This is a genomic window from Paenibacillus sp. P5_B5 (assembly GCF_056400365.1).
Genome location: NZ_JBFULK010000002.1, coordinates 143944 through 164063, shown reverse-complemented (window position 1 = coordinate 164063; position 20120 = coordinate 143944). Strand labels below are relative to the sequence as shown.

Here is a 20120-nt window from a genome sequence, read left to right as displayed (position 1 = left end):
TAAGGCAATTAAATAAAGGATAAATGCTATTTATGTCGAATTTCCTTGTACTATGATGATGCGATTAAAGAATAAAACCACTCTAAAACATATTGCCATAATTATATTATTTCTTAGCATTCTCCTTAGCATGCGATGCATTTGGTCTGGAATTTTTGATACATCGGAGCGCCCACGTGCTGTGAATGGTGTACTCGACTTACGTGACTGGGATCTAGATAACACCTCCACAATCCCTTTGGATGGCGAGTGGCAACTCTGTCCTGAAAAATTGATTTCTTATCAGGACCTGCAGCTTTCGGAGAACCAATTCCGCAATATTCAGGTTCCGGGAGATTGGGGAAGTGTGCTGAATAAGGATTCGGACTCCTCATATGGGTACGGAACGTATCGGCTGCGCATTCTAATCGATCCGTTGAAGCAGCCTATCTCATTTTGGGTTCGAGGAATAGAAGCCTCGTCTTCGGTGGAAATCAACGGGCAAGTTGCAGGCGAATTTGGAAAAATTGCCGAAAATGCGAATGAGTACACGCCCAAGAATATCTCTTACACAGCTTCCTACTTTGAAGAAGGGACAACGGAGATAGAATTGCTTATTCGTGTTGCTAACTTTGACAAGCCGTATAACGGCGGGATCGTCCGCTCCATTCGCTTTGGCTCTCAGGCAGCGATCGACTACGTGCGTTGGTATTCCATCGGGTTTCAACTGGTGACTTTTATTGTTTTGCTACTTCACAGTGTGTATGGCTGTATTGTCTATTTGTTTAATCGTCGAGAACGGGGCTTGCTCCTTTTCGTTCTGCTGATGCTGACGGTTGGAATAGCGATTCTGGTCGGGCATGATAATTTGCTCTCGTTGTGGCTGCCGCCAATCAATTATACATGGGCGATAAAAATCAGACTAATCTCCCTTTTGTGGCAAAACTATCTTATTCTACTTCTATTTAGAAAATTTTCATCGGCTCCTCCACGAAACGTATGGCTGCGAGTATTAACAGCAGCATTTGTTTCCCTTACAGGATTCCTGTTAGCTGCGCCCACTTCATGGGTCAATGGAATGGTCGATTTAAAGATATATGATGTCTTTTATTTAATTCCACTCGTTTGGTTTATTTATATAGTAGGAACAATGATTTTCAAGAAGCAGGCTGATAAAGACGTCATCTTCTTATTACTGACCGCAGCAAGCATAATATCCAACTTATCATGGAGAATGGCGGAGTCTGCTAAAGATCTTACTACCGTTTATTATCCGATCGATATGATTGCGGCTATTATCGGATTTTCCACTTATTGGTTTAGGAAATACTTCCGCAAATCTAGTGAAAACGCTGAGCTAAACGAGCAGTTAAAGAAAGCCGACAAGTTGAAGGACGAGTTTCTCGCCAATACTTCACACGAGCTGAGAACGCCGCTTCACGGTATTATGAATATCGCTGAAACCGTTGTAACCAAAGAGAAAGAGAAGATGAATGAGAGCAGCGTTAAGGACATGGAACTGCTTATAACAATAAGTCGCCGCATGTCGCATATGCTTGGCGATCTTCTCGATGTTGCACGGCTTCAGGAACACCGCATTGTACTGCAGCAAGAGCCCTTAAAGATCCAATCGATCATTCCCGGCGTAATCGGTATGCTCAAATATATGATAGAAGGCAAGCCCATTCAACTGGATATGGATCTATCGGAATCGGTACCGCTAGTAATGGCCGATGAGAAAAGACTCGTGCAAACTTTGTATAACTTATTGCATAATGCTATCAAATACACGGAAGAAGGAACAATCTTCGTTTCGGCCGAGACTCGGGACGGACATGCCGTTATCCATGTCTCCGACACTGGAGTCGGAATGGATGAGGAAACAAAGTCTCGAGTGTTTATTCCATATGAGCAAGGGTCATATGGAATAAATGATGGAAGAGGAATCGGACTTGGTCTAAGCATTTGCAAGCAGTTGGTAGAATTGCACGGTGGTGCGTTGACAGTTCACTCCGAACTGGGCAAAGGGTCTGTATTCAGTTTTACTCTGCCGTTAGCGAATGTGTCTAATATTCCATTGTCGCAAGACGCTCTTCATCTCGACCAGATAGTGAAAGGAACTGATGACGAGCCCGCCGGATTAATTTATCCAGACACTGCAATCGCCGAATTGGCAGCCTCGGTACTCCCGCCGCTTTTGAATGACGGGAAGGTAAATATTCTTGCAGTTGATGACGACCCCGTCAACCTGAAAGTGCTCGCTGGAATCCTTTCAACGGAGCCGTATAACATAACAACAGCTAATTCGGCGCGCGAGGTTTTGGAATTACTAAGCACGAGGCAATGGGATTTGCTAATTGCTGATGTCATGATGCCATACATGTCAGGCTACGAATTGACGCAGAAAGTAAGGGAGCATTACTCGATATCAGAGCTTCCAGTTTTGCTGCTGACAGCGCGTAGTCAGCCTGCTGACATCTACACCGGATTCGCGTCGGGGGCCAACGATTACGTTACCAAGCCTGTAGACGCTCTGGAACTCAAGTACCGAATCAGGGCGTTGACCACGCTGAAGCAGTCCATAAATGAACGTTTACGAATGGAAGCCGCCTATCTGCAAGCACAAATTCATCCTCATTTTCTATTCAACACGCTTAATTCCATTATGGCTCTTAGTGAGATAGATATGGAGAAAATGCGAGATTTGGGTGAAGCTTTTGCATCATTTTTACGGATTAGCTTTGATGTTCTAAATACGGGTGAACTGGTCGAGCTTTCCTATGAACTGAAGCTTGCCGAAGCCTATTTGTATATCGAAAAAGAGCGGTTTAAGGACAGGTTATCTGTCGTATGGGAAGTTGAACCGGGCATCAACTTGCTTCTCCCTCCGCTTACGATTCAACCGCTAATTGAAAATGCTGTCAAGCACGGCCTCCTTAGTCAGAGGAAAGGTGGTACGGTTCATATTCGGATTACTCGCCAGGACAGTTCCACGCTTATTGAAGTACAAGATAATGGCAAGGGTATGGAACAAGAAAAGCTAATTAGGCTGCTCAGTCCAACAATGAAGGGCAAGGGCGGAATTGGACTTTCCAATACCAATCGACGATTGATCCAATTGTACGGCCAAGGCTTGTCTATTATCAGTAAGCCGGGTGAAGGAACAACCGTGTCGTTTGTCATTGCGGATAGCCGAAATAAGCAGATGAAATCAATTGAATAGTCCCTATCCTTCGCGGCAGCGACCTGAGAAAACCAAAGGAGATATTATGGAAGCGAAGTTACGATTATAGTCTCTGGAAACGCTAAGCTGTGGGACGTTGGAATCATTGAAATGAAGCATTGGTGGGAGTGAGGAATAAACACGCAAGCTGAAGAGATCGCCTTTTCAATTCGCCTTACTGTATGGCTGATTGAAAGGGCTTTTTTTCTATATTCATTTCGTTAAAACCTTGAAGGATGCGGATAGCCAGTTGAAAATGGAATTGCGTGTCCGGATTGTTCAGGTCGTAATTACCCAGCGTAATGGCTCTATCCAATCGGTATCTTAAAGTTTTAGGATGGATTTCCAAAGCATCGGATGTCTTTTGGATATGAAATCCCAAAGAGGCATACGTCAATAAAGTGTGAATAAAAACCTCGCCGTTCTTATGATGCCGCAGGGGATCGAACAATTGGTCAAGAAACCCTGAATGCGCATCGATATCGCCCATCAGGATGCGAGGGATCAACAAATCCTCGTAACTGTGAAATTGGCCGTAACGGATATAAGGGAGAAGGGACTTCACTTCCTTATACGCTTGACGGGCGTTTTTAAACTCGTGGCGGAGGCTTATGGCCAGCGCGATATCCGGATTTTTGATCGCGTTCCAAATGTCCTTGGCCGAGACCCGGTCAGGTATTAAAAACAGGATTTGGTTTTGCGTTAAAGAAGAGACGGGAGGTATTTGCAGGTCTTGCATGCTCCGTTTGAGTTTTTCGGCGAGCTGCTCGCGTTTCAAAATACTTTTACGGGAAAGAGGAGTAGGAATGTTCATGATGACAATACCAACGGAATACTTGCTTTCCGTATCAAAGCCCAATATGCCTGCGCGATGCAAAATTTGCGGAGTTGGATTGGAAGGGCCTTCGAGCAAAGAATCCAAAAACGAATATCCTAACTGAAATTCCAAAGAAGTCAGCGCACGCTGCTGTGAGATGTGCAGAGCCATGACTAGAGATGCGGATTGAATGGCCAGCAGATCCAAATCCCGCAGCGATTGCTGATCATCAACAATCCACAATAAACCGGCCAACTGTTTATCGATAGAGATCGGACATAAAAGCCGCACGGGCAAACCCGAATCCGGCACGGCAGGAAATTGGATCGGTTTGGAGAGGGAATGCAAGGGAATATGTTCGAGTTGTTCCTTGCGAAAGTAAAACATCTCTTGAAGCGATAATTCCCGGCTTTCTCCTAGATCGTTGGGGTTCGAGTGATAAGCCGCTAAAATGGGGCCTTCCGGATGTTGAACGATCACCGTTCTTTCAATCAATTTACCCAATGTTGAAGCGATGTCTTGAAGGTCATTCGCATTTAATGTAATTTCAATGAGCTTCTGATGGATATATTCCGTTCGTTCTTGCAGGTTATATTGATAGGTCATAACCGAAATGAGGATCTCTTCCGTGACTGTATTAAATTGAACCTCCCACGGGATTTCGATGATAGGAAACTTCAGGTCGTCTGCCACTTTGCATACGGACAACGGCATATTGCTGAAATATTGGGGAACCGCAAGTCCTAATCCTGCCAGCCCGCATTTCGACATCTCGACGATGAGATCCGACAGCTCTTTTTCATCTCTGGGCAATCCGTAGCCTGTCGTCAGAAGCAAGTCCCCGGAGCTTACACAAGACAACGGGTCTGGCAAATCGACTATAGACACCCAACGAATGGTCCTGTGGAGACCTTCAGCCCCCGCCACGACGCGGGCATCCTGCAGCGATGGCAGCTCCAATGCCTCGATTAAATTCATTTTCATTCCCCTTTATAATAACTATCCATTCTTGATAATAATATGTAACTAAATTTATCCATAAAAGAGAATGTTTTCCTGAAATGAGTGATGTACAATAATCATAAAAATAATTATCTGAAAATTTTGAATAGGAGGGACACATTTTGAAACCGTATACATCTCAAAAAGATCGCTTGAAACAATGATCTGATTGTTGAAAAGGGCAACGAGTAATTCTTTTAAATAAAAAATGAAAAAGGAGTTGTCAAAATGCAAACAAAAACGGTAGTGCTACGCAATTTTATTAATGGGAAATGGTCGGAGTCGGCAAGTAATCAAATACGGGACATCGTATCTCCCGTTACGGGTGAAATCATTTGCCAAGCTCCGGAATCAACCGCAGAAGAAATTGATGCGGCCGTTTCAGCAGCCCGAAAGGCTCAGTTCTCTTTGGAAGCGGGTACAGCTTGGGATCGTGCCCGAATCTGTTATGCAATCGCCGATGCCATCGACCGGAACAAAGAAAAGCTGTGTCGTGCACTTACGCTGGAACAAGGCAAACCCTATGAAGCCGAATCACTGCCGGATATCGAAGAATCAGCAGAATTATTTAGAATTGCCGCAGAAGATGCCAAACGGATGGAAACAGCCATTATCCCTTCTATGGATCAAAACAAGAGAATTTTCACATTCCGCCGGGCAAATGGGGTTTATGGCATTATTATTCCGTGGAACTTTCCTACGCTTATGCTGGCAGAGTTTGTGGCTCCTGCGATCGCAGCCGGCAATACGATTGTGCTTAAGCCTTCCGAGTATACACCGGCCATCATCAGTTTGTTCACGGAAGTGATGCATGAAGCTGACATCCCGCCGGGCATTTTCAATTTGGTTTATGGCGATGGGAAAGTAGGACAGCAGCTGGTCGAACATCCAGGCATTGATGCAGTAGGATTTATTGGATCGCATACAACTGCCGAAAAAATCGTCCGTGCAGCCGGATTAAAACCATCCATTATTGAAGCAAGCGGCAACGGTCCGACAGTTGTTTGTGATGATGCCGATCTTGATAAAGCGGCTGCCGGAGCTGTTCACGGAGGATTCTTTAATGGCGGGCAAGTTTGCTGTGCTACTGCGCGAGTGATTGTTCATGAAAAGGTTCATGATGATTTTGTAGAACGTGTTGTGGCGGAGGCCCAAAAATGGCCAATGGGAGATCCGTTTAATAAGTCAACGAAAGTTGGACCCATGAACAATGAAGCAACAGCTTCCAAGATGGATGCACACGTGCAAGATGCGCTTGCAAAAGGTGCGGAAATTCTTTTGGGAGGCAAGAGAGCAGCAAATTATCCAACGAATCTTTATTACCAGCCAACGGTTATCGACCAGGTAGGATTAGATACTTTAATCCAAAAGCATGAAACATTCGGACCGATTGTTCCCATTATTACGGTTAAGGATGATGAAGAGGCGATCCGGGTCGCCAATGATACCTATTTAGGATTACAATCTGCTGTCTATACCAAAAGCTCTGCTCGCGCTTTCCAGTACATGAACCGTTTAAAAACCGGCAACATAATTATCAATGAACATGGAGGGTATTGGGAACCTCATGTACCGTTTGGCGGAGCGGCGGGAACTCGTACAGGCTGGGGACGTATTGGCGGTCGATACACCATGTTAGATATGACCCATCTTCGCACGGTTACCTGGGATTTCTCAGTTTGATCTTGAATAACCGGTTATGAATATATGGTTGCGAACAAGCCTGTTCGCAACCATACAAGTAGAAACATTTTCACCGTCCTTATCAGGCGGCATCTGTTTCTGCAGGTGATACTTAGAATTTATGAGACGAAAGTAATGAATTCTATATCACTAAAAATACAGGAGGGTGTTTCTATGGAGAATATGAAGGATCGCAAGTGGAAGATGCTCTGGCTGTCTTATTTAGCTTTAATTGCCTGTTTTATTCCTTACATTGGATACTCGACCCAAATTACTCAAATCATGGAGGATACCTCCATCAGTTACTCTGAAACAGGGCTGCTGGCTTCTGTTACCGCTTTAGTAGGGGGCCTGATTTTACCTTTTGTTGGGATATTGTTAGATAAATGGGGAGCTCGAAATATTATTTTGTGGGGTTTATTAATTAGTGCCATCGGGCAAATTATGTTTGCCTATATGTCTGGTTTTCCATCATTGGTTTTTGCCAGAGGCGTTATTGGACTTGGAGTCGGCTTGTTGTTTGTAGGGCCTTATTCGATGGCGGCTCAATGGTTTGAAAAATCAAATGGTATGGGTTCTGCCATGGGTGTCATGTTTACATCCGACGGGATCGGTACCGTTTTCTCGCTTTACTTATTTTCCTTCGTGCTTACTGCGATAGGATGGAAAAACGGCTCGGCTATCGGGGGTATTTTCTTGATTGTTGTGCTCTTCATCTCCTTCTTCTTATTAAAGAATCCTCCTCACGTCCAAAATCGTGAAATTTCATCACAACCATCAGGAGAAAAAAGTTCTTTCCGAGGCTATCTCAAAGTGATCGGGGACAGAAATGTCCTCATGGCAACAGCTTTTTTCATCGGTGAATGGGGTTTATATGCCGTAATGGCTTATTGGGTGCCCACCATTCTAATAGAAGAAGCGGGCTGGTCTGAGGGACTTGCCGGATTTTTGACATCGTTGTATGTCTTGGTCGGTATCGTTCCTTCCATTTTCTTTGGCTTGATATCCGATCGCATGGGGAAAAGAAAACCGTTTATCATACTTGCCGGCTTGTTGATGACGCTTTCGCTTACCGTTCTAACCATCGGTATAGCCAATAATCAATATGATCTTGTCGCTTGGATGATGCCGGTAGTAGGCTTGGGTGTTTATACCGGAATGCCGGTCGCGCTGGCCTCAGCATTGGAATCCGCGGGAACGAGGCATGTTGCAACGGCCAACGGATTTATTCTGGGGATAGGCTTCTTGGTAGGAGGATTCGCCTATCCCTTTATCATGGGCTATATCAAAGACTCGACAGGCGCTTATACAATCGGCTTTATTGGTGCAATCGCGGCTACCTTCATTCTGAATTTCGTTGCGGCATTTTTGGCCAAAGATTCGAAAAAAGGTGAAAGCATCAAAACAAGTACGGATGTTTCCACTCACGGATGATCGATCGTCATAATATGACGATCGAATCGTAAATCTGAGGCATCGAAATTTTAAGAAACATTCGCTGGTCTCATAACGAAAGGAAGATGATGTTCTTCCTTTCGTTCACTCATCGTCTCCGGTGCTTTCTCGTCGTAAACCTCCACGACTTGAAATTTAATATAAGGCGTCAGTCGCTTCGAATACTCCGCATTATCTGACCAACCAAAGAATCAGTTTATCAAGGGAATCATCTATGCACTAAACACACAGAACCTAATTATATCTACAATAGCATGCGAACCCATAGCTGATACCAAATCGCGCTTGCGTTGAAGCAATGCAAATGGTAATCCAAATAATAGTGCTAGCACAATTACATTGGCAATATTGAAAGTACTTAATTCAAAGTGAATGAATACATGAGGTAGCACCATAATCAAATAACATAATACATTTTGAAGCCTAGTAAACTTGTGGTTCCCCGCTATTACAACACAAAGTGCAAACAGAAAAAATCTGAAAATAATTTCTTCAGTCACCCCTGCTTTTATGGCTTCTATAATAAATGACAGTTGGAATGAGGGATTAATCGCTGTACTTCCTACAGCAAGTAGGACATTGATTGCACCCAATACCACGCCGACCAACACCAAAGTTACACACGAGATCACAACATCTTTCTTCGTACTATTTTTAATTAAAATAATTTTATGACTAGAACCTTTCATCATGCTGGTGGCACCAATATATATGATAATTGACGACACGCCCATAAACATACTAGCTGGCATAGCTATCATTCCAAGTACACAACCGATAATAACATCCTTTAATTTGGTGTTCTTATTTTTTATAATATAAACCACTGAGATTATTCCAAATAACAGAAACCAAATAAAGATCATCTTAAATAAAGCTGAGAATACCCATAAACACGATAATCCTACCAACAGCAAAGTCAGTTTTAATGCTACTTTGTTTGTCATCTTAAGCACATTTCTCCCACCCTCAGATAAAAATAGAACTGTCGCCATTATATCAATATCTGGAAGCCAGTGACTGTTACAAACATCATCTTTAGGTTCCATATCCCTCTTCTTTTAAAATATGGAAGTATACCGCTCGGTAGGTGAATTAGTAACTCTGGGGGAAAGTCGGCATAATAACTCGTCCACTCTCCGCATAAGTCTCTGAAGATGCGCTGCACTCATATTCTGTACCCAAGATGCACTTGGACAGTTCGCAAGGAACTTTACCGATTCGATTAGATTAACGGAGTCAAAGTCAGTACCTGTCTCATTTCGTGTCAGATCTAATAGATCTTCTAGTTGCAAATGATATGGCGGAAAAATATTCTCTCTCTTGGATATATAGAGCTTTGAGCATGATTTCTAACGACCAGTCACTAAGGATGAGGCAGGGTTTGGGGAGGTTCTGATGTAGGAACATTGGAGTGAGGTTCATGTAGGTTTGCGAGAGCCTGCAACCAACAGGTAAGAGGCAAGTCAGGACAAGGTGCGAATATCTAAAAATGTAATCAGAGAGATTGTGCGAGGAAATGAATAGACCCTAGAAGTATGATTGCGATTAGTCACTCAAATGAGGTGATTGTTTATAGCCAAAAAAGTCGTCGTCAAAATTCCAGAATTGCTTAATCGCCACGGCATCTCACTACGGGAACTTTCCCGCCTATCCGACGTACGCCACGCTGCACTAAGCGAGCTATCCAATGGCAAAAGAGAAAACATCAATTTCTCTCATATCGAAAAAATTGCCGATGCACTTGCCATCAGCGATATTAGGGTGATTATTGATTTGGTACAAGCGCGCATCGCCTCTAACCACGAGTGTATAGCAGCCAATGGATCTTCTGCTGTCAGAACATCTTTGATTTGAGCGGCAAGCACCCTTAGATCTCGAGATAAATTTTGTTCCAAAATCGCTAGAAACAAATCCTGCTTGCTGGAAAAATGCCAGTATACGGCACCTTTGCTCATGCCTGCTCGTGCTGCTACTTTATCCAGTGAAGCATTGGAGTATCCTTGTTCTGCAAACATATCAGTAGCTGCAGTAAGTACACGCGTACGAGTATCCGGGAGGGAGGCAGTATGATGTGATTGCTTTTCAACCAACCAGGAGCTTCAAGGCGAGCTAGACAAGCTGGCAACCGACAAGTCCAGGCTGGAATGTGAGCTTAGAGACGACAATGTGCAGACGATCTCTGTCGAACGAGTCCACGCCCTGATGTCTGAGTTCCAGCATCTTCTGGAGACCACCGATTTTGAGCAAAAGAAAACCCTGCTACATCTGGTTGTCCAAAAGATCAGGCTAAACGGACAGAAAGAGATTGAAGAGATTGAGCTAACCTTTGATAAAAACATAGAGGAATACTTCCAAACCATTGCCCCTTCTGCTGATGAAGCAGAGGGGGATTTTTGTGTTCCTAGCAAAATAGCTCGTAGTAAGGAGAGGATTACGATAGCGATCTAATATTTTTACATCGTATGATTCTTCACATGCAATAAGACTTTACAATGATAAGCTTAATAATGTATACCTTATTACACTTTAGGCGGATAAGGCGTTCTACGGGTTGTTTATATTATCCTCGCATAATTTTTTCAAAATGGAGAGTTTATGAAAAAGACTATTGTTTTTGTATTAACGATACTTATATTATTCTCAGGATTCGCAACACAAAGTTATGCGTTGTCAGATACGCAATCTGCGGCAATACAAGCGTTGCTGGATGATGCCTGTCGTATATCAGGTGTGCCGGGAATGTCAATCTCAATACTTGCTGATGATGAAGTGTTCTACTTTTCTTCCGGGTATGCAGACCGTGAAAAGGGGTTGTCTGCAAGTGAAAATACACTATATGAGTTGGCCTCGGTCAGTAAAGCTTTTACCGGCATGGGTATTCTGCTGCTGGAAGAGCAAGGGCTGCTGTCAATGACTGACACTGTCCAAAAATATTTACCTTGGTTTACGTTAAAGTATCAAGGGAAACCTGTTGATATGCAAAGCCTTACACTCAATAACTTTCTTCACCATACTAGCGGCCTAACAAATGGTAGGCATACTCAAAATATTCCACAAGGCAATACGCCAGATTTGCTGCAAAAGACTGTAGAAATGCTGGTAGATGCTGAGTTGGCGTTCCCTCCCGGTGAACAGTATAACTATGGAACCGTTAATTATGACGTATTGGGTTTGGTTATTGAGATTGTGTCGGGACAAAGCTATGAAGACTTTATGAGGGAACAGGTATTTCAGCCGTTAGGTCTTCACCAGACGTATGTTTATAAAGAAGATGCTCAAGCCACCGGACAGTTGGCACAGGGCTACCGTTCTTCCTTTTTTATGACAACTCCATATAACGCGCCGGATTATTCCGGGAATAAACCCGCAGGCTACATCATTTCTTGTACAAAAGATATGGCGCGTTGGATGGGCATACAGATGGGTATTGTGCAGGACATACCCGAAATATTCCATACGGTTATCGAAAAATCACATCAGGGTGATATGTCTGTTCCGGCTGTCAACGAAATGTATTATGCGGCGGGCTGGTCGGTAAACGCCAACCAAACGATTATAGAGCACCCAGGGGGCAATCCCAATTTCGGAACCGAAGTGGCCATACTGCCAAATGAACGAACAGCCGTCTGCTTGCTGACCAACGGCGCAAATACCAATAGAAGCATGGTACTAAAAGTTAAAGATATATTAGACGGCAATCTAACGCAGTCATATGAAATAAGCGGCACACAGCTTTTGGACATCATTTTGTCGTCTACCACAATTATTCTTTGCCTATTGGCCGTTCTGTTCTTTCTCTTAGGATTACGCAGAAGGAAAACGAATGAGCGGCAGCCTATGACAAAAAAGCGAATAATCGTAACAGCTATTTTGCTGATTGCTACGATTGCCCTGTGTATAATGTGCTGTGCATTAGATTGGTCAACGATACTTATTTGGCAAACATATAGTGTTCTTACAGCTTTGATTTCGTCGGCATTATTAACAGCAAGCATTACATGGTTTGTATACACTCTCCGATATAATGCCTCGCTCCGAAAATAAGCATTTTGTTCGTTCGCCTTATTGGATTAATGTGAAGTAGACATTTGATAACAGACAATGTTAGCTCAAAGGGAGTGTCCACACACACTCCCTATTTTTCGCCGTTACTTATGGTAGGGTTCAGCTTAACGGGGCTATCAGCGAAAACTACCCAATGATCCCTTTAACCTGAATCTCTTTTACTTTAACGCGTGCTATAAATGTCGTGCTGCTCATTGAGACTCCCCTAAACGAAGCAGGCCCTGACTTCAACCAAGTCAGGGCCGATGGCCTTCATATATTCTCTTGCTTTAATGCATCAATAATGTTTTCCTTTTTTACTTTCGCGCCTGAATATAGCATGGCGGAACCGACAATGACAAATAGGTTTTATTCAACATTTTTAATAAGTCGACGTTCTCGTTGCTATTCTTGCTGTCCAGATTCCCGGTCGGTTCGTCTGCCAGCATGATCGCAGGATTGCCGATGAGCGCTCTGCCGATCGAGACCCGTTGCTGCTGTCCGCCGGATAACTGATTCGGCAAGTGGTTTAATCGATGCTGCAAATTCAACGTATGCACAAGGCCATCCAACTGCTTTTGATCTACCTTTTGGTTATCCAGCAAGAGCGGCAGCGTAATATTTTCCTCCACCGTCAGGACGGGAATCAGATTGAAAAACTGGTAGATCAGGCCGATTTGCCTGCGTCGAAAGATGGCCAGCTGTGTTTCGTTCAAGGCATACATGTCCGTATCCGCAACAAAAACTTTACCGCCAGACGGCCGATCCACGCCGCCCAGCATATGGAGAAGCGTCGATTTTCCCGAACCGGACGGGCCGATAATCGCGACGAATTCGCCTTTTTGGACCGAAAAAGAAACTTCGTCAAGCGCCTTCACCGCCGATTCGCCTGTGCCGTATATTTTAGATAAATGTTCGATTCTTAAAATTTCCATTGTCATACCTCCTTGCCCTGATGCTCAGTTCCAGAAATATATCATCTCTCTAAATCCAACATCCCATAGGGTTTCATTTCCCTCAATGGTTATCGTAAGCTCATTTGCCTGTGGGAGAAAAATTAAAGACAAATCCGGCTCATGGCGTTGATTCTCTGCAGATACGGACAGGAACTCATGTCCATCGACGGTAACTCTGATGCTGCCATGGAAATCCTTTTGATCGGGAATTCCATAATTCAAGGAGAGATACATCTCCTCCTTATTGCCTAACGTATACGTGTACGTTTCCTTATTTTTGCCTTCGACGCTATACACATTATATTTGGGTTCTACGTTTTGACCGCCAATTTTGAGACTGTATCGTTTGGTTCCCGTTGATGTATTGCCGGTGCCATCTTTCAATTCGTTTATCGCCACAAAGGGGCCAATTTCTTTGGTGGACGCTTTGTCAACGATCCCGAAGGTCCCCCAGACCCCGAGCATAAGGACAACAATGGAAATGCCCGTAGCAGCCATATTTCTCCAGACATTTTTCGTACGAAAGCCAAGTTTGTACGCACCGAATCCTACTGCTGCGCCCAATGAGTTCCGAATGACGTCGTTAATGTCGAAGCTGCCGAGCAAAGTCAGTGCCTGAATGGTCTCCAGCATGAGAATGGACAGGATGAACAACATCATGAATCGAATAAAATTGGTCCGATATAACAACGGAATCAATATGCCAAAAGGGATGAAGGCTGCGATGTTCCCAAAACCGACAAAATCCATCAGCGTAGGATGCAGAAGATCCGATAGGCTTGGCAGCCTAAAAAAACCGTCCGGTAAAAAAATAAAGGTGTATTCGGTTATGTGCTCTACAGTACCTACTCTGCCGAAAGCGAGAAACATAAAATAAAGAATCAAAAGGGTATAGGATATGGTCATGGCAAAAATAATCTTACGCTGTTGCTTCAAATGCATTGTCATACCTCCATAGTTCAGCTGATGAATATCATTTTATCTGTCTAAAATGACTTTCAAGTGACAATGGAGGTGACAATTCAGTCACTTACGGAGTGCCGCTAAATCACTTGCTTATAAAACTTAATCCGAAACTGCGTACCCTTCTCGCTGTCGCTTGTCACATCGATCACTCCGTTCTGGCTGGCAATGATGCTGTGAGCCATCGCAAGCCCTATGCCGATGCTCCCTTCGCCGGCGTTCTTTCCTTTGTAAAAACGCTTAAAAATATAAGGCAAATCTTCTTTCGGAATGCCTTTTCCATTGTCAGCAATGACGATTTCCGTAAATAACGCGTTTTCGGAAAATGTGATGCCGATCGCTCCGCCTTCAGGCGTTTGCTCCACGCCGTTTTTCAATATATTGATGACCGCTTCGGAAGTCCAATTGAAATCGCCGACAAACGAGACGTTGTCATTGCCCGCGATGGAAACCGTTTGTCCCTTAATATCCATCGGAATCATAACCGGCTCTAATGCCTGCCGTTGCTAATTTTCCGCAAATAGACGGACAATTTTTCGAGTTCGCGGTATCTCCATCTCGTGAATAACAAACTACTGCCAATGAGCAGCATGGATAGAATGAATACGAGCGCCGCGGCGGCAGTCGAAATGAAAGCAGCGGCAACGAGCGCCGCTAAGCTGATCAAGCCCATGAGGAGCAATAATCGTTGAATTTCTCGATTACGCAACATTTAATCACCAACCTTATAGCCTAAACCGCGTACCGTTTTGATCAATGTCGGATGCCCTGGATCATCCTCCAGCTTTTCCCTCAGCCTTTTGATATAGACCGTTAACGTATTGTCGTTCACGAAGTCGCCAGCCACGTCCCAGATTTGCTCTAGAAGTTGATTCCTTGAGAGAACCTGTCCAATGTGGTTGCCGAAGATCAGCAATAAGCGATACTCTAAGGCGGTGAGCGGAATTTCGGCGCCGTTTTTATGCACTTTGCCTTCCAGCGTATGGATTCGGACATTATCGATGTCTATGGTCGTTTTCGTTTGGGACGGCTTCTGGTATCTCCGTAACACGGACTTGATCCGGGAGAGGAGCTCACGAACTCGAAAAGGTTTGGTAATGTAATCGTCGGCTCCCATGTCGAGTCCCATCACGACATTGACCTCATCGTCGATCACTGTTAAGAAGATGACCGGAATGTCTCGCCGCTCCTTCACCATCTTGCACAATTCATAGCCGCTCCCGTCCGGTAGCTGTAAATCGAACAAGCATAAAGCGAACTGATCCATGTCTTCAGCGAGCACCTGTTGGGCTGAGGCGACATCATGACAGAGAACGGTTGGATAACCATCCTGCTGCAACGAATACTCCAGACCCGATGCGATCGTCTTATCATCCTCGACTAATAAAATTTTCATATGCAGATCATCCTTACGATTGGATTAAATTTTATTCTCCATCTTAGATTCGACATTATAGCAGCCCCACACGTGTTCAATCCCAGACATCAGAAAAGGAATGGCCGACTTGATAAATTCTTCCGGCGATAATTCCTTACGATTTCTCCTCCACTCCACAGAAGCACCATAAATGCCCCAACTTAAAATGACAGCTGTAATTTTTAGAGATTCATCTTCTTCTGTTGTATGTTGCTTTCGCAACATTCCATAGAAAATGATTTCAAGTTGTTCCCTAATAATACGGGCTATGGTCTCATCGTATCCTCTATGACACCGACTGGATAACGCTCTTTGAAAATCCGATATGGCCACGAAGATATCAATAATCGATGCTTCATTTAGTTCGCTTTTCTCGAAGTCTATGGCATTCAAATTAATCAATAAAACTTCCGATAATACCTTGTTGAGCAAGTCATATATATCTTCAAAGTGATAATAGAACGTTGCACGATTAATCTTAGCCTCTGTTGTAATATCCTTAACGGTAATGTCCTTGAATTCTTTTTTTTCTGAAAGTTCAATAAAAGAGTCCATGATTAACTTACGAGTTCGTAAAACTCGGGGATCTGTCTTTGATTGAGTCATATGATGTCCCTCCAACTTTTTAAACAATTGTATCAATGTGTTGCATAAACGACAAATGGAATGATCTATTGGTGTTCCGATAGATTTTTTATGGCTAGAATATGATTGTAAAACAAAGAGATGTTACTAATAACGCTTGTTTATGACACTTCAAGGAGGCCAACAATCATGGTAAATGAGGATAAACGAATGGCGAACGATAATCATATGATTTGTGATTTAGAAACAGGTGTATGTGGAGTAGCTGGGGAGGAAGAAGTGGAGATTATCGATTTTAATCAACACCAAAAATCCATTGAAGTTTATTATGTAACGGATCCAGTTTGCTCTCACTGCTGGGCGCTTGAACCAGTTCTTCGTCGTTTTAAAGAGCAACATGGGCATTATTTCAACTTTCATACGGTTATGGGTGGATTGCTGGAAAAATGGAGTGATGAGCCTGTCGACCCAGTTAACGGAATTTCAGGTCCTGCTGACGTCTTCGGCCACTGGAGAGAGGTTGGAGAATATTCGCGCATGCCGATTGACGGTTCACTGATGCTCGACAATCCGGTCCAATCCTCCTTCCCGCCTTCTCGTGTATTTAAAGTGATTCAAAAAATTTATAACGATGCATTAGCCTATGATTACTTAAGACGATCACGAGAAGCTCTGTTCGCATTTAATCGAAATATCGCTGATGAATCCATCATGATAGACATCGTAAATCAGCTTGGACTTGATGGAGAAGCTATTGTTCAAGATGCCGAACAACAAACCGGCCAACAATTATTGAATAAAGATTTTAGTCTCGCTAAAAGCCTTGGAGTTAGAGGTTTCCCGACGATCATTATGATCAATGAGGAAAATAAAGGATTGAAAATCGTAGGTAGTCGTCCGTTAGAGTCCTATGTTGAGGGTCTACAGCAAATTCTAAATACGGAAGAAATACAACCAAAACAACAACCATCCCTTTCTAACTTGCTTGAAAAAGAAAAGCTATTATTTTCTAAAGAAATTGAAGTTATGTATGATATTGAAAAGTCGGAAATTAAAGCTTTTGTTGAAAAACAACTTTCACCAAGCAGTTATCAAGTGAAGGAACTTCTAGGGGAGTCCTATTTTACAACCACGAAATAATAATGGAAAAAGTCTTGAAACCTCGATAAGGGCAACCCCTCCCCGCGGTCCAAAATAGGTTTGGGGGGATCTCTTAATGGTTCAGCTTAACTTCCATAATGCGAAATCGAAAGGCAAAATGGACAGTCTATATGCCTTTCCGCAAATAGTTCAAAAAGGGGCTTTTCCTTTCGACGGAAAAGTCCCTAAACTGAATCATAAACTCAAAGTTGCTATTTGACTTTAAGCTTCTTGCACAAGTAACCCAGCTTTCTGCGCCCCGTGAGCGGTCAAGTCCAAAACTTTTCGCCGACACTTATGATACGGTTCCCCCCGATTTATCTTAAACGCCCATAAATCAGCTCAGCCGCTGTCAGTACGACGCAGCAGCTCAGCCCAAGACTACCGCCGAACACCTTCTCGATTAACAGTGAGCAGTATGTTAACATATTATCTATTACAAGCCACAATATTTGAGGTGATCGGAATGTTAGAACGTTCCATGGAGAATGTAATGGAATCCGTGAAAGAAAGGAGTGATGTGTAGAATAAACAAAGAAAAGAGGACGATTACAATGAATAAATACCAAAGTATAAATAGCGATGGATTTGAACTGAATTATTGTGTAAAAGGAACCGGGAACCCCATTTTGGTGATAGGCAGCAGTGTTTATTATCCTCAACTATTCTCAGAAGATTTATATGATACATTCCAGTTTATTTTCCTTGATCATAGAGGATTTGTGAAGCCGCCCCGGACTCTGCAGCCCGAAGATTATAGATTGGACAAAGTATTAAATGATATAGAGACGGCAAGGCAGGCTCTTAACTTAACAAATTTCATTCTATTAGGGCATTCAGGACATGCTTTCATGGCTTTGGAATATGCTAACAAATATCCGGACCATGTTCAAAAAGTTGTCTTATTGAATTCAGCACCTACAAATAGCGAGGAAAGACAGTGTCAAAGCTTTGCATTCTTTAATGAGACCGCAAGTCCAGAGAGAAAAAAACAGTTCGAGAAGGATATTGCTCTGTTAGAAAATGACATCAAGAAAGATCCTGAACGGCGCTTCGTTCACATGTGTATTCGGATGGGAGCTCAAAGCTTCTATGACTATACATTTGATGCAGCTTATATGTGGAAAGATGTATATACGAATATGCCAATTATCGATCATCTGTGGGGAGAGGCATTCGGAGAGTTGAACCTGATACAATCGCTAGCCGGCTTCAATAAACCCGTATTTATCGGTCTCGGCAGATATGATTATTTGGTAGCGCCAGTTTCACTTTGGAATTCTGTTGATGACAAGTATAAGAACGTGACGAAAGTGATCTTTGAGCATAGTGGTCATAATCCGATGTTTGAAGAACCTCGAACCTTTGACAAAGAGCTAAACAAGTGGATTCTTGAGGGCAATTGAGGCTTTCATTTGTATAACGAAAAAACACTAAGTTGATTCTTAGTGTTTTTTTATTTCCAGCCCCTTTGGTTTCGCCCAAATGAGTTTTACCATGTCAAACCAATAGCTTTCCATTTTACTTATCGATAATTTGGACGCATGAAGCAAATCTGGGTAATTTCTTGTATGATGACAACCGATGTATCGATACATAAGCGAATCCAGTAGTTTCTGAGCCGCAAGAATCCCCCAATTCGAGCTAATTCCATGTTCCAAAAGCAAAATTTGTCCATCAGGCCTGCACCACCGATGAAGTTTATTTAACACTTCTAACGGATTCTCATAGCAACAAAAAGACAAGGTCGAAACGATCGTATCGAACGAATGGTCAGCAAACTCAAGCTCATCAATATCGGACAAAATAAAATCTACTTGAAGACGAGTTCCTTTTGCCGCTTCTTGGGCTTTCTTCAGCATCTCCCCACTAAAATCGGTAGCAGTTACCTTCACTTCTGGTGGATAAAATGGGAAATTCGCGCCCGCTCCTACTGCCAGTTCAAGCACATTCCCTTTCGCATCCTGCAGCAATTTTTGACGCCATTGTGGGAGAGACTGGCCTTCTTTTCTGTTCTCGTACTTTATTGCTTGCTTGTCGAATATACTTACGAGCTTTTCTTTTTTCATCTAAATCACGTCCTCTAACCAGCTTCTCATCCGTACTAATTAGTATTTTAATCGTACATTCAGATTCTTTAGTTGTCACGCCCATACAGGTCGTACTCATAAGTAAGAGCTTGGAAAATTCCAAGCTCTTTTCAATATCATTTATCAGACTGATCTACTGATCTTGATTGGCTAACCGTTCTTGGGCAAGACGAATCATTTCACGCACCATCGAACCTCCGATTTTACCACCGACCTGTCCTACCGATTCCGTGGTTAGCTGGCCGTTACCTTCAGGTTGCAACGGTACGCCGAGGTCTTTTGCCACTTCGAATTTCACGTCATCTGGTCGATTGGGATTAACGGCATAGCCTTCGTTTTTCATCACATCTGCTTTAAAAGCTTGCATCGCCTGTTCTGCCCCTGGCACCACATATTTTCGATTTCTTCTTGCCATCTGATTCGCTCCTCGAATTCTTTTCCAATAAGTTGCCCGAGCACCTGAAAATCATCCTCGCCTTATCATTCTCGATGGATTAATGAATCAAAACTCGCTACGATTGCATGTCACTGGACAATATTAAGACTTGGTTCGATACCGAAAATGTAGCGTCTATTCCCGATATGCTGCGGTAGGAATTTGTCTTTTTTTGCCGAATTATAGGATGTGACTGATTCAGCACTGCTACTTGCATAAAATCGGGTTAAGCCTATCAGTCATCGTGGATTAGCTGGATTTTAACCCCCTCTTATCTGTCTGCTTTTCATGCAGTAGATCATCTTAGGATTACATTTTAAAGATTGG

Annotated in this window: 16 protein-coding genes and 2 pseudogenes; 8 read left to right on the top strand and 10 right to left on the bottom strand. The window is 43.2% G+C overall.

Going from position 1 to position 20120, the window contains the following annotated elements:
- The first annotated feature begins 55 nt into the window (after positions 1-55).
- Positions 56-3202 carry a hybrid sensor histidine kinase/response regulator gene (locus AC1DOK_RS03390; protein WP_477552820.1) on the top strand — a complete coding sequence of 1049 codons (3147 nt, stop codon included), beginning with the start codon at positions 56-58 and terminating at the stop codon, positions 3200-3202.
- A gap of 175 nt (positions 3203-3377) precedes the next feature.
- Here AC1DOK_RS03390 and AC1DOK_RS03385 read toward each other — a convergent pair whose 3' ends face one another.
- Positions 3378-4997 carry a PucR family transcriptional regulator gene (locus tag AC1DOK_RS03385; RefSeq protein WP_477552819.1) on the bottom strand — a complete coding sequence of 540 codons (1620 nt, stop codon included), beginning with the start codon at positions 4995-4997 and terminating at the stop codon, positions 3378-3380.
- Positions 4998-5249: 252 nt separating this feature from the next.
- Here AC1DOK_RS03385 and AC1DOK_RS03380 point away from each other — a divergent pair, with 252 nt between their 5' ends.
- Both AC1DOK_RS03380 and AC1DOK_RS03375 read left to right on the top strand, forming a co-directional pair.
- Positions 5250-6704: an aldehyde dehydrogenase family protein gene (locus AC1DOK_RS03380; protein ID WP_477552818.1), complete on the top strand. Its 1455-nt coding sequence runs from the start codon at positions 5250-5252 to the stop codon at positions 6702-6704.
- Between the two features lie 24 nt (positions 6705-6728).
- Positions 6729-8138: an MFS transporter gene (locus tag AC1DOK_RS03375; RefSeq protein WP_477552817.1), complete on the top strand. Its 1410-nt coding sequence runs from the start codon at positions 6729-6731 to the stop codon at positions 8136-8138.
- Positions 8139-8371: 233 nt separating this feature from the next.
- On the opposite strand, the gene AC1DOK_RS03370 is transcribed toward AC1DOK_RS03375, so the two are convergent.
- Positions 8372-9208 carry a CPBP family glutamic-type intramembrane protease gene (locus AC1DOK_RS03370; RefSeq protein WP_477552816.1) on the bottom strand — a complete coding sequence of 279 codons (837 nt, stop codon included), beginning with the start codon at positions 9206-9208 and terminating at the stop codon, positions 8372-8374.
- A gap of 526 nt (positions 9209-9734) precedes the next feature.
- Here AC1DOK_RS03370 and AC1DOK_RS03365 point away from each other — a divergent pair.
- Positions 9735-10016 (top strand): helix-turn-helix domain-containing protein, encoded by a 282-nt coding sequence (locus AC1DOK_RS03365; RefSeq protein WP_477553093.1) that lies wholly within the window; start codon positions 9735-9737, stop codon positions 10014-10016.
- A gap of 53 nt (positions 10017-10069) precedes the next feature.
- On the opposite strand, the pseudogene AC1DOK_RS03360 reads toward AC1DOK_RS03365, so the two are convergent.
- Positions 10070-10252 (bottom strand): annotated as a pseudogene (locus AC1DOK_RS03360) (TetR family transcriptional regulator); the annotation flags it as partial.
- A gap of 112 nt (positions 10253-10364) precedes the next feature.
- Here AC1DOK_RS03360 and AC1DOK_RS03355 point away from each other — a divergent pair.
- Together AC1DOK_RS03355 and AC1DOK_RS03350 are read left to right on the top strand one after the other, a co-directional pair.
- Positions 10365-10610: a hypothetical protein gene (locus AC1DOK_RS03355; protein WP_477552815.1), complete on the top strand. Its 246-nt coding sequence runs from the start codon at positions 10365-10367 to the stop codon at positions 10608-10610.
- A 147-nt stretch (positions 10611-10757) separates the two neighbouring features.
- On the top strand, positions 10758-12206 hold the full coding sequence (locus AC1DOK_RS03350) for a serine hydrolase domain-containing protein (protein ID WP_477552814.1): 1449 nt from the start codon (positions 10758-10760) through the stop codon (positions 12204-12206).
- A gap of 317 nt (positions 12207-12523) precedes the next feature.
- On the opposite strand, the gene AC1DOK_RS03345 is transcribed toward AC1DOK_RS03350, so the two are convergent.
- The 5 genes and pseudogenes from AC1DOK_RS03345 to AC1DOK_RS03325 form a co-directional block, all read right to left on the bottom strand.
- Positions 12524-13141: an ABC transporter ATP-binding protein gene (locus tag AC1DOK_RS03345; RefSeq protein WP_477552813.1), complete on the bottom strand. Its 618-nt coding sequence runs from the start codon at positions 13139-13141 to the stop codon at positions 12524-12526.
- A 24-nt stretch (positions 13142-13165) separates the two neighbouring features.
- The gene (locus AC1DOK_RS03340; RefSeq protein ID WP_477552812.1) at positions 13166-14104 is read right to left on the bottom strand and encodes a VanZ family protein; all 939 of its coding nucleotides are present in this window, start codon (positions 14102-14104) and stop codon (positions 13166-13168) included.
- Positions 14105-14205: 101 nt separating this feature from the next.
- Positions 14206-14837: pseudogene (locus AC1DOK_RS03335) on the bottom strand (sensor histidine kinase).
- Positions 14838-15521, bottom strand: a complete 684-nt coding sequence (locus AC1DOK_RS03330) for a response regulator transcription factor (protein WP_477552811.1) — start codon at positions 15519-15521, stop codon at positions 14838-14840.
- Between the two features lie 24 nt (positions 15522-15545).
- Entirely contained in the window at positions 15546-16148 is a 603-nt protein-coding gene (locus AC1DOK_RS03325; RefSeq protein WP_477552810.1) for a TetR/AcrR family transcriptional regulator, read from the bottom strand.
- Positions 16149-16316: 168 nt separating this feature from the next.
- On the opposite strand from AC1DOK_RS03325, the gene AC1DOK_RS03320 reads away from it, so the two are divergent.
- Both AC1DOK_RS03320 and AC1DOK_RS03315 read left to right on the top strand, forming a co-directional pair.
- On the top strand, positions 16317-17267 hold the full coding sequence (locus AC1DOK_RS03320; protein WP_477552809.1) for a DsbA family protein: 951 nt from the start codon (positions 16317-16319) through the stop codon (positions 17265-17267).
- Between the two features lie 554 nt (positions 17268-17821).
- Positions 17822-18673, top strand: coding sequence for an alpha/beta hydrolase (locus AC1DOK_RS03315; RefSeq protein ID WP_477552808.1), 852 nt, complete (start codon positions 17822-17824; stop codon positions 18671-18673).
- Between the two features lie 39 nt (positions 18674-18712).
- Here AC1DOK_RS03315 and AC1DOK_RS03310 read toward each other — a convergent pair whose 3' ends face one another.
- Positions 18713-19336, bottom strand: a complete 624-nt coding sequence (locus AC1DOK_RS03310) for a class I SAM-dependent methyltransferase (RefSeq protein ID WP_477552807.1) — start codon at positions 19334-19336, stop codon at positions 18713-18715.
- Between the two features lie 154 nt (positions 19337-19490).
- Entirely contained in the window at positions 19491-19772 is a 282-nt protein-coding gene (locus tag AC1DOK_RS03305; RefSeq protein WP_477552806.1) for an alpha/beta-type small acid-soluble spore protein, read from the bottom strand.
- Between the last annotated feature and the right edge of the window lie 348 nt (positions 19773-20120).

Bases quoted from the DNA above. Each gene is read 5' to 3' on its own strand.
- AC1DOK_RS03315 (WP_477552808.1), top strand. From the start codon at position 17,822: ATGAATAAATACCAAAGTATAAATAGCGATGGATTTGAACTGAATTAT.
- AC1DOK_RS03355 (WP_477552815.1), top strand. From the start codon at position 10,365: ATGTCTGAGTTCCAGCATCTTCTGGAGACCACCGATTTTGAGCAAAAG.
- AC1DOK_RS03385 (WP_477552819.1), bottom strand. From the start codon at position 4,997: ATGAATTTAATCGAGGCATTGGAGCTGCCATCGCTGCAGGATGCCCGC.
- AC1DOK_RS03375 (WP_477552817.1), top strand. From the start codon at position 6,729: ATGGTTGCGAACAAGCCTGTTCGCAACCATACAAGTAGAAACATTTTC.
- AC1DOK_RS03325 (WP_477552810.1), bottom strand. From the start codon at position 16,148: ATGACTCAATCAAAGACAGATCCCCGAGTTTTACGAACTCGTAAGTTA.
- AC1DOK_RS03370 (WP_477552816.1), bottom strand. From the start codon at position 9,208: ATGGAACCTAAAGATGATGTTTGTAACAGTCACTGGCTTCCAGATATT.
- AC1DOK_RS03390 (WP_477552820.1), top strand. From the start codon at position 56: ATGATGCGATTAAAGAATAAAACCACTCTAAAACATATTGCCATAATT.
- AC1DOK_RS03310 (WP_477552807.1), bottom strand. From the start codon at position 19,336: ATGAAAAAAGAAAAGCTCGTAAGTATATTCGACAAGCAAGCAATAAAG.
- AC1DOK_RS03330 (WP_477552811.1), bottom strand. From the start codon at position 15,521: ATGAAAATTTTATTAGTCGAGGATGATAAGACGATCGCATCGGGTCTG.
- AC1DOK_RS03305 (WP_477552806.1), bottom strand. From the start codon at position 19,772: ATGGCAAGAAGAAATCGAAAATATGTGGTGCCAGGGGCAGAACAGGCG.
- AC1DOK_RS03345 (WP_477552813.1), bottom strand. From the start codon at position 13,141: ATGGAAATTTTAAGAATCGAACATTTATCTAAAATATACGGCACAGGC.
- AC1DOK_RS03320 (WP_477552809.1), top strand. From the start codon at position 16,317: ATGGTAAATGAGGATAAACGAATGGCGAACGATAATCATATGATTTGT.
- AC1DOK_RS03350 (WP_477552814.1), top strand. From the start codon at position 10,758: ATGAAAAAGACTATTGTTTTTGTATTAACGATACTTATATTATTCTCA.
- AC1DOK_RS03380 (WP_477552818.1), top strand. From the start codon at position 5,250: ATGCAAACAAAAACGGTAGTGCTACGCAATTTTATTAATGGGAAATGG.
- AC1DOK_RS03340 (WP_477552812.1), bottom strand. From the start codon at position 14,104: ATGCATTTGAAGCAACAGCGTAAGATTATTTTTGCCATGACCATATCC.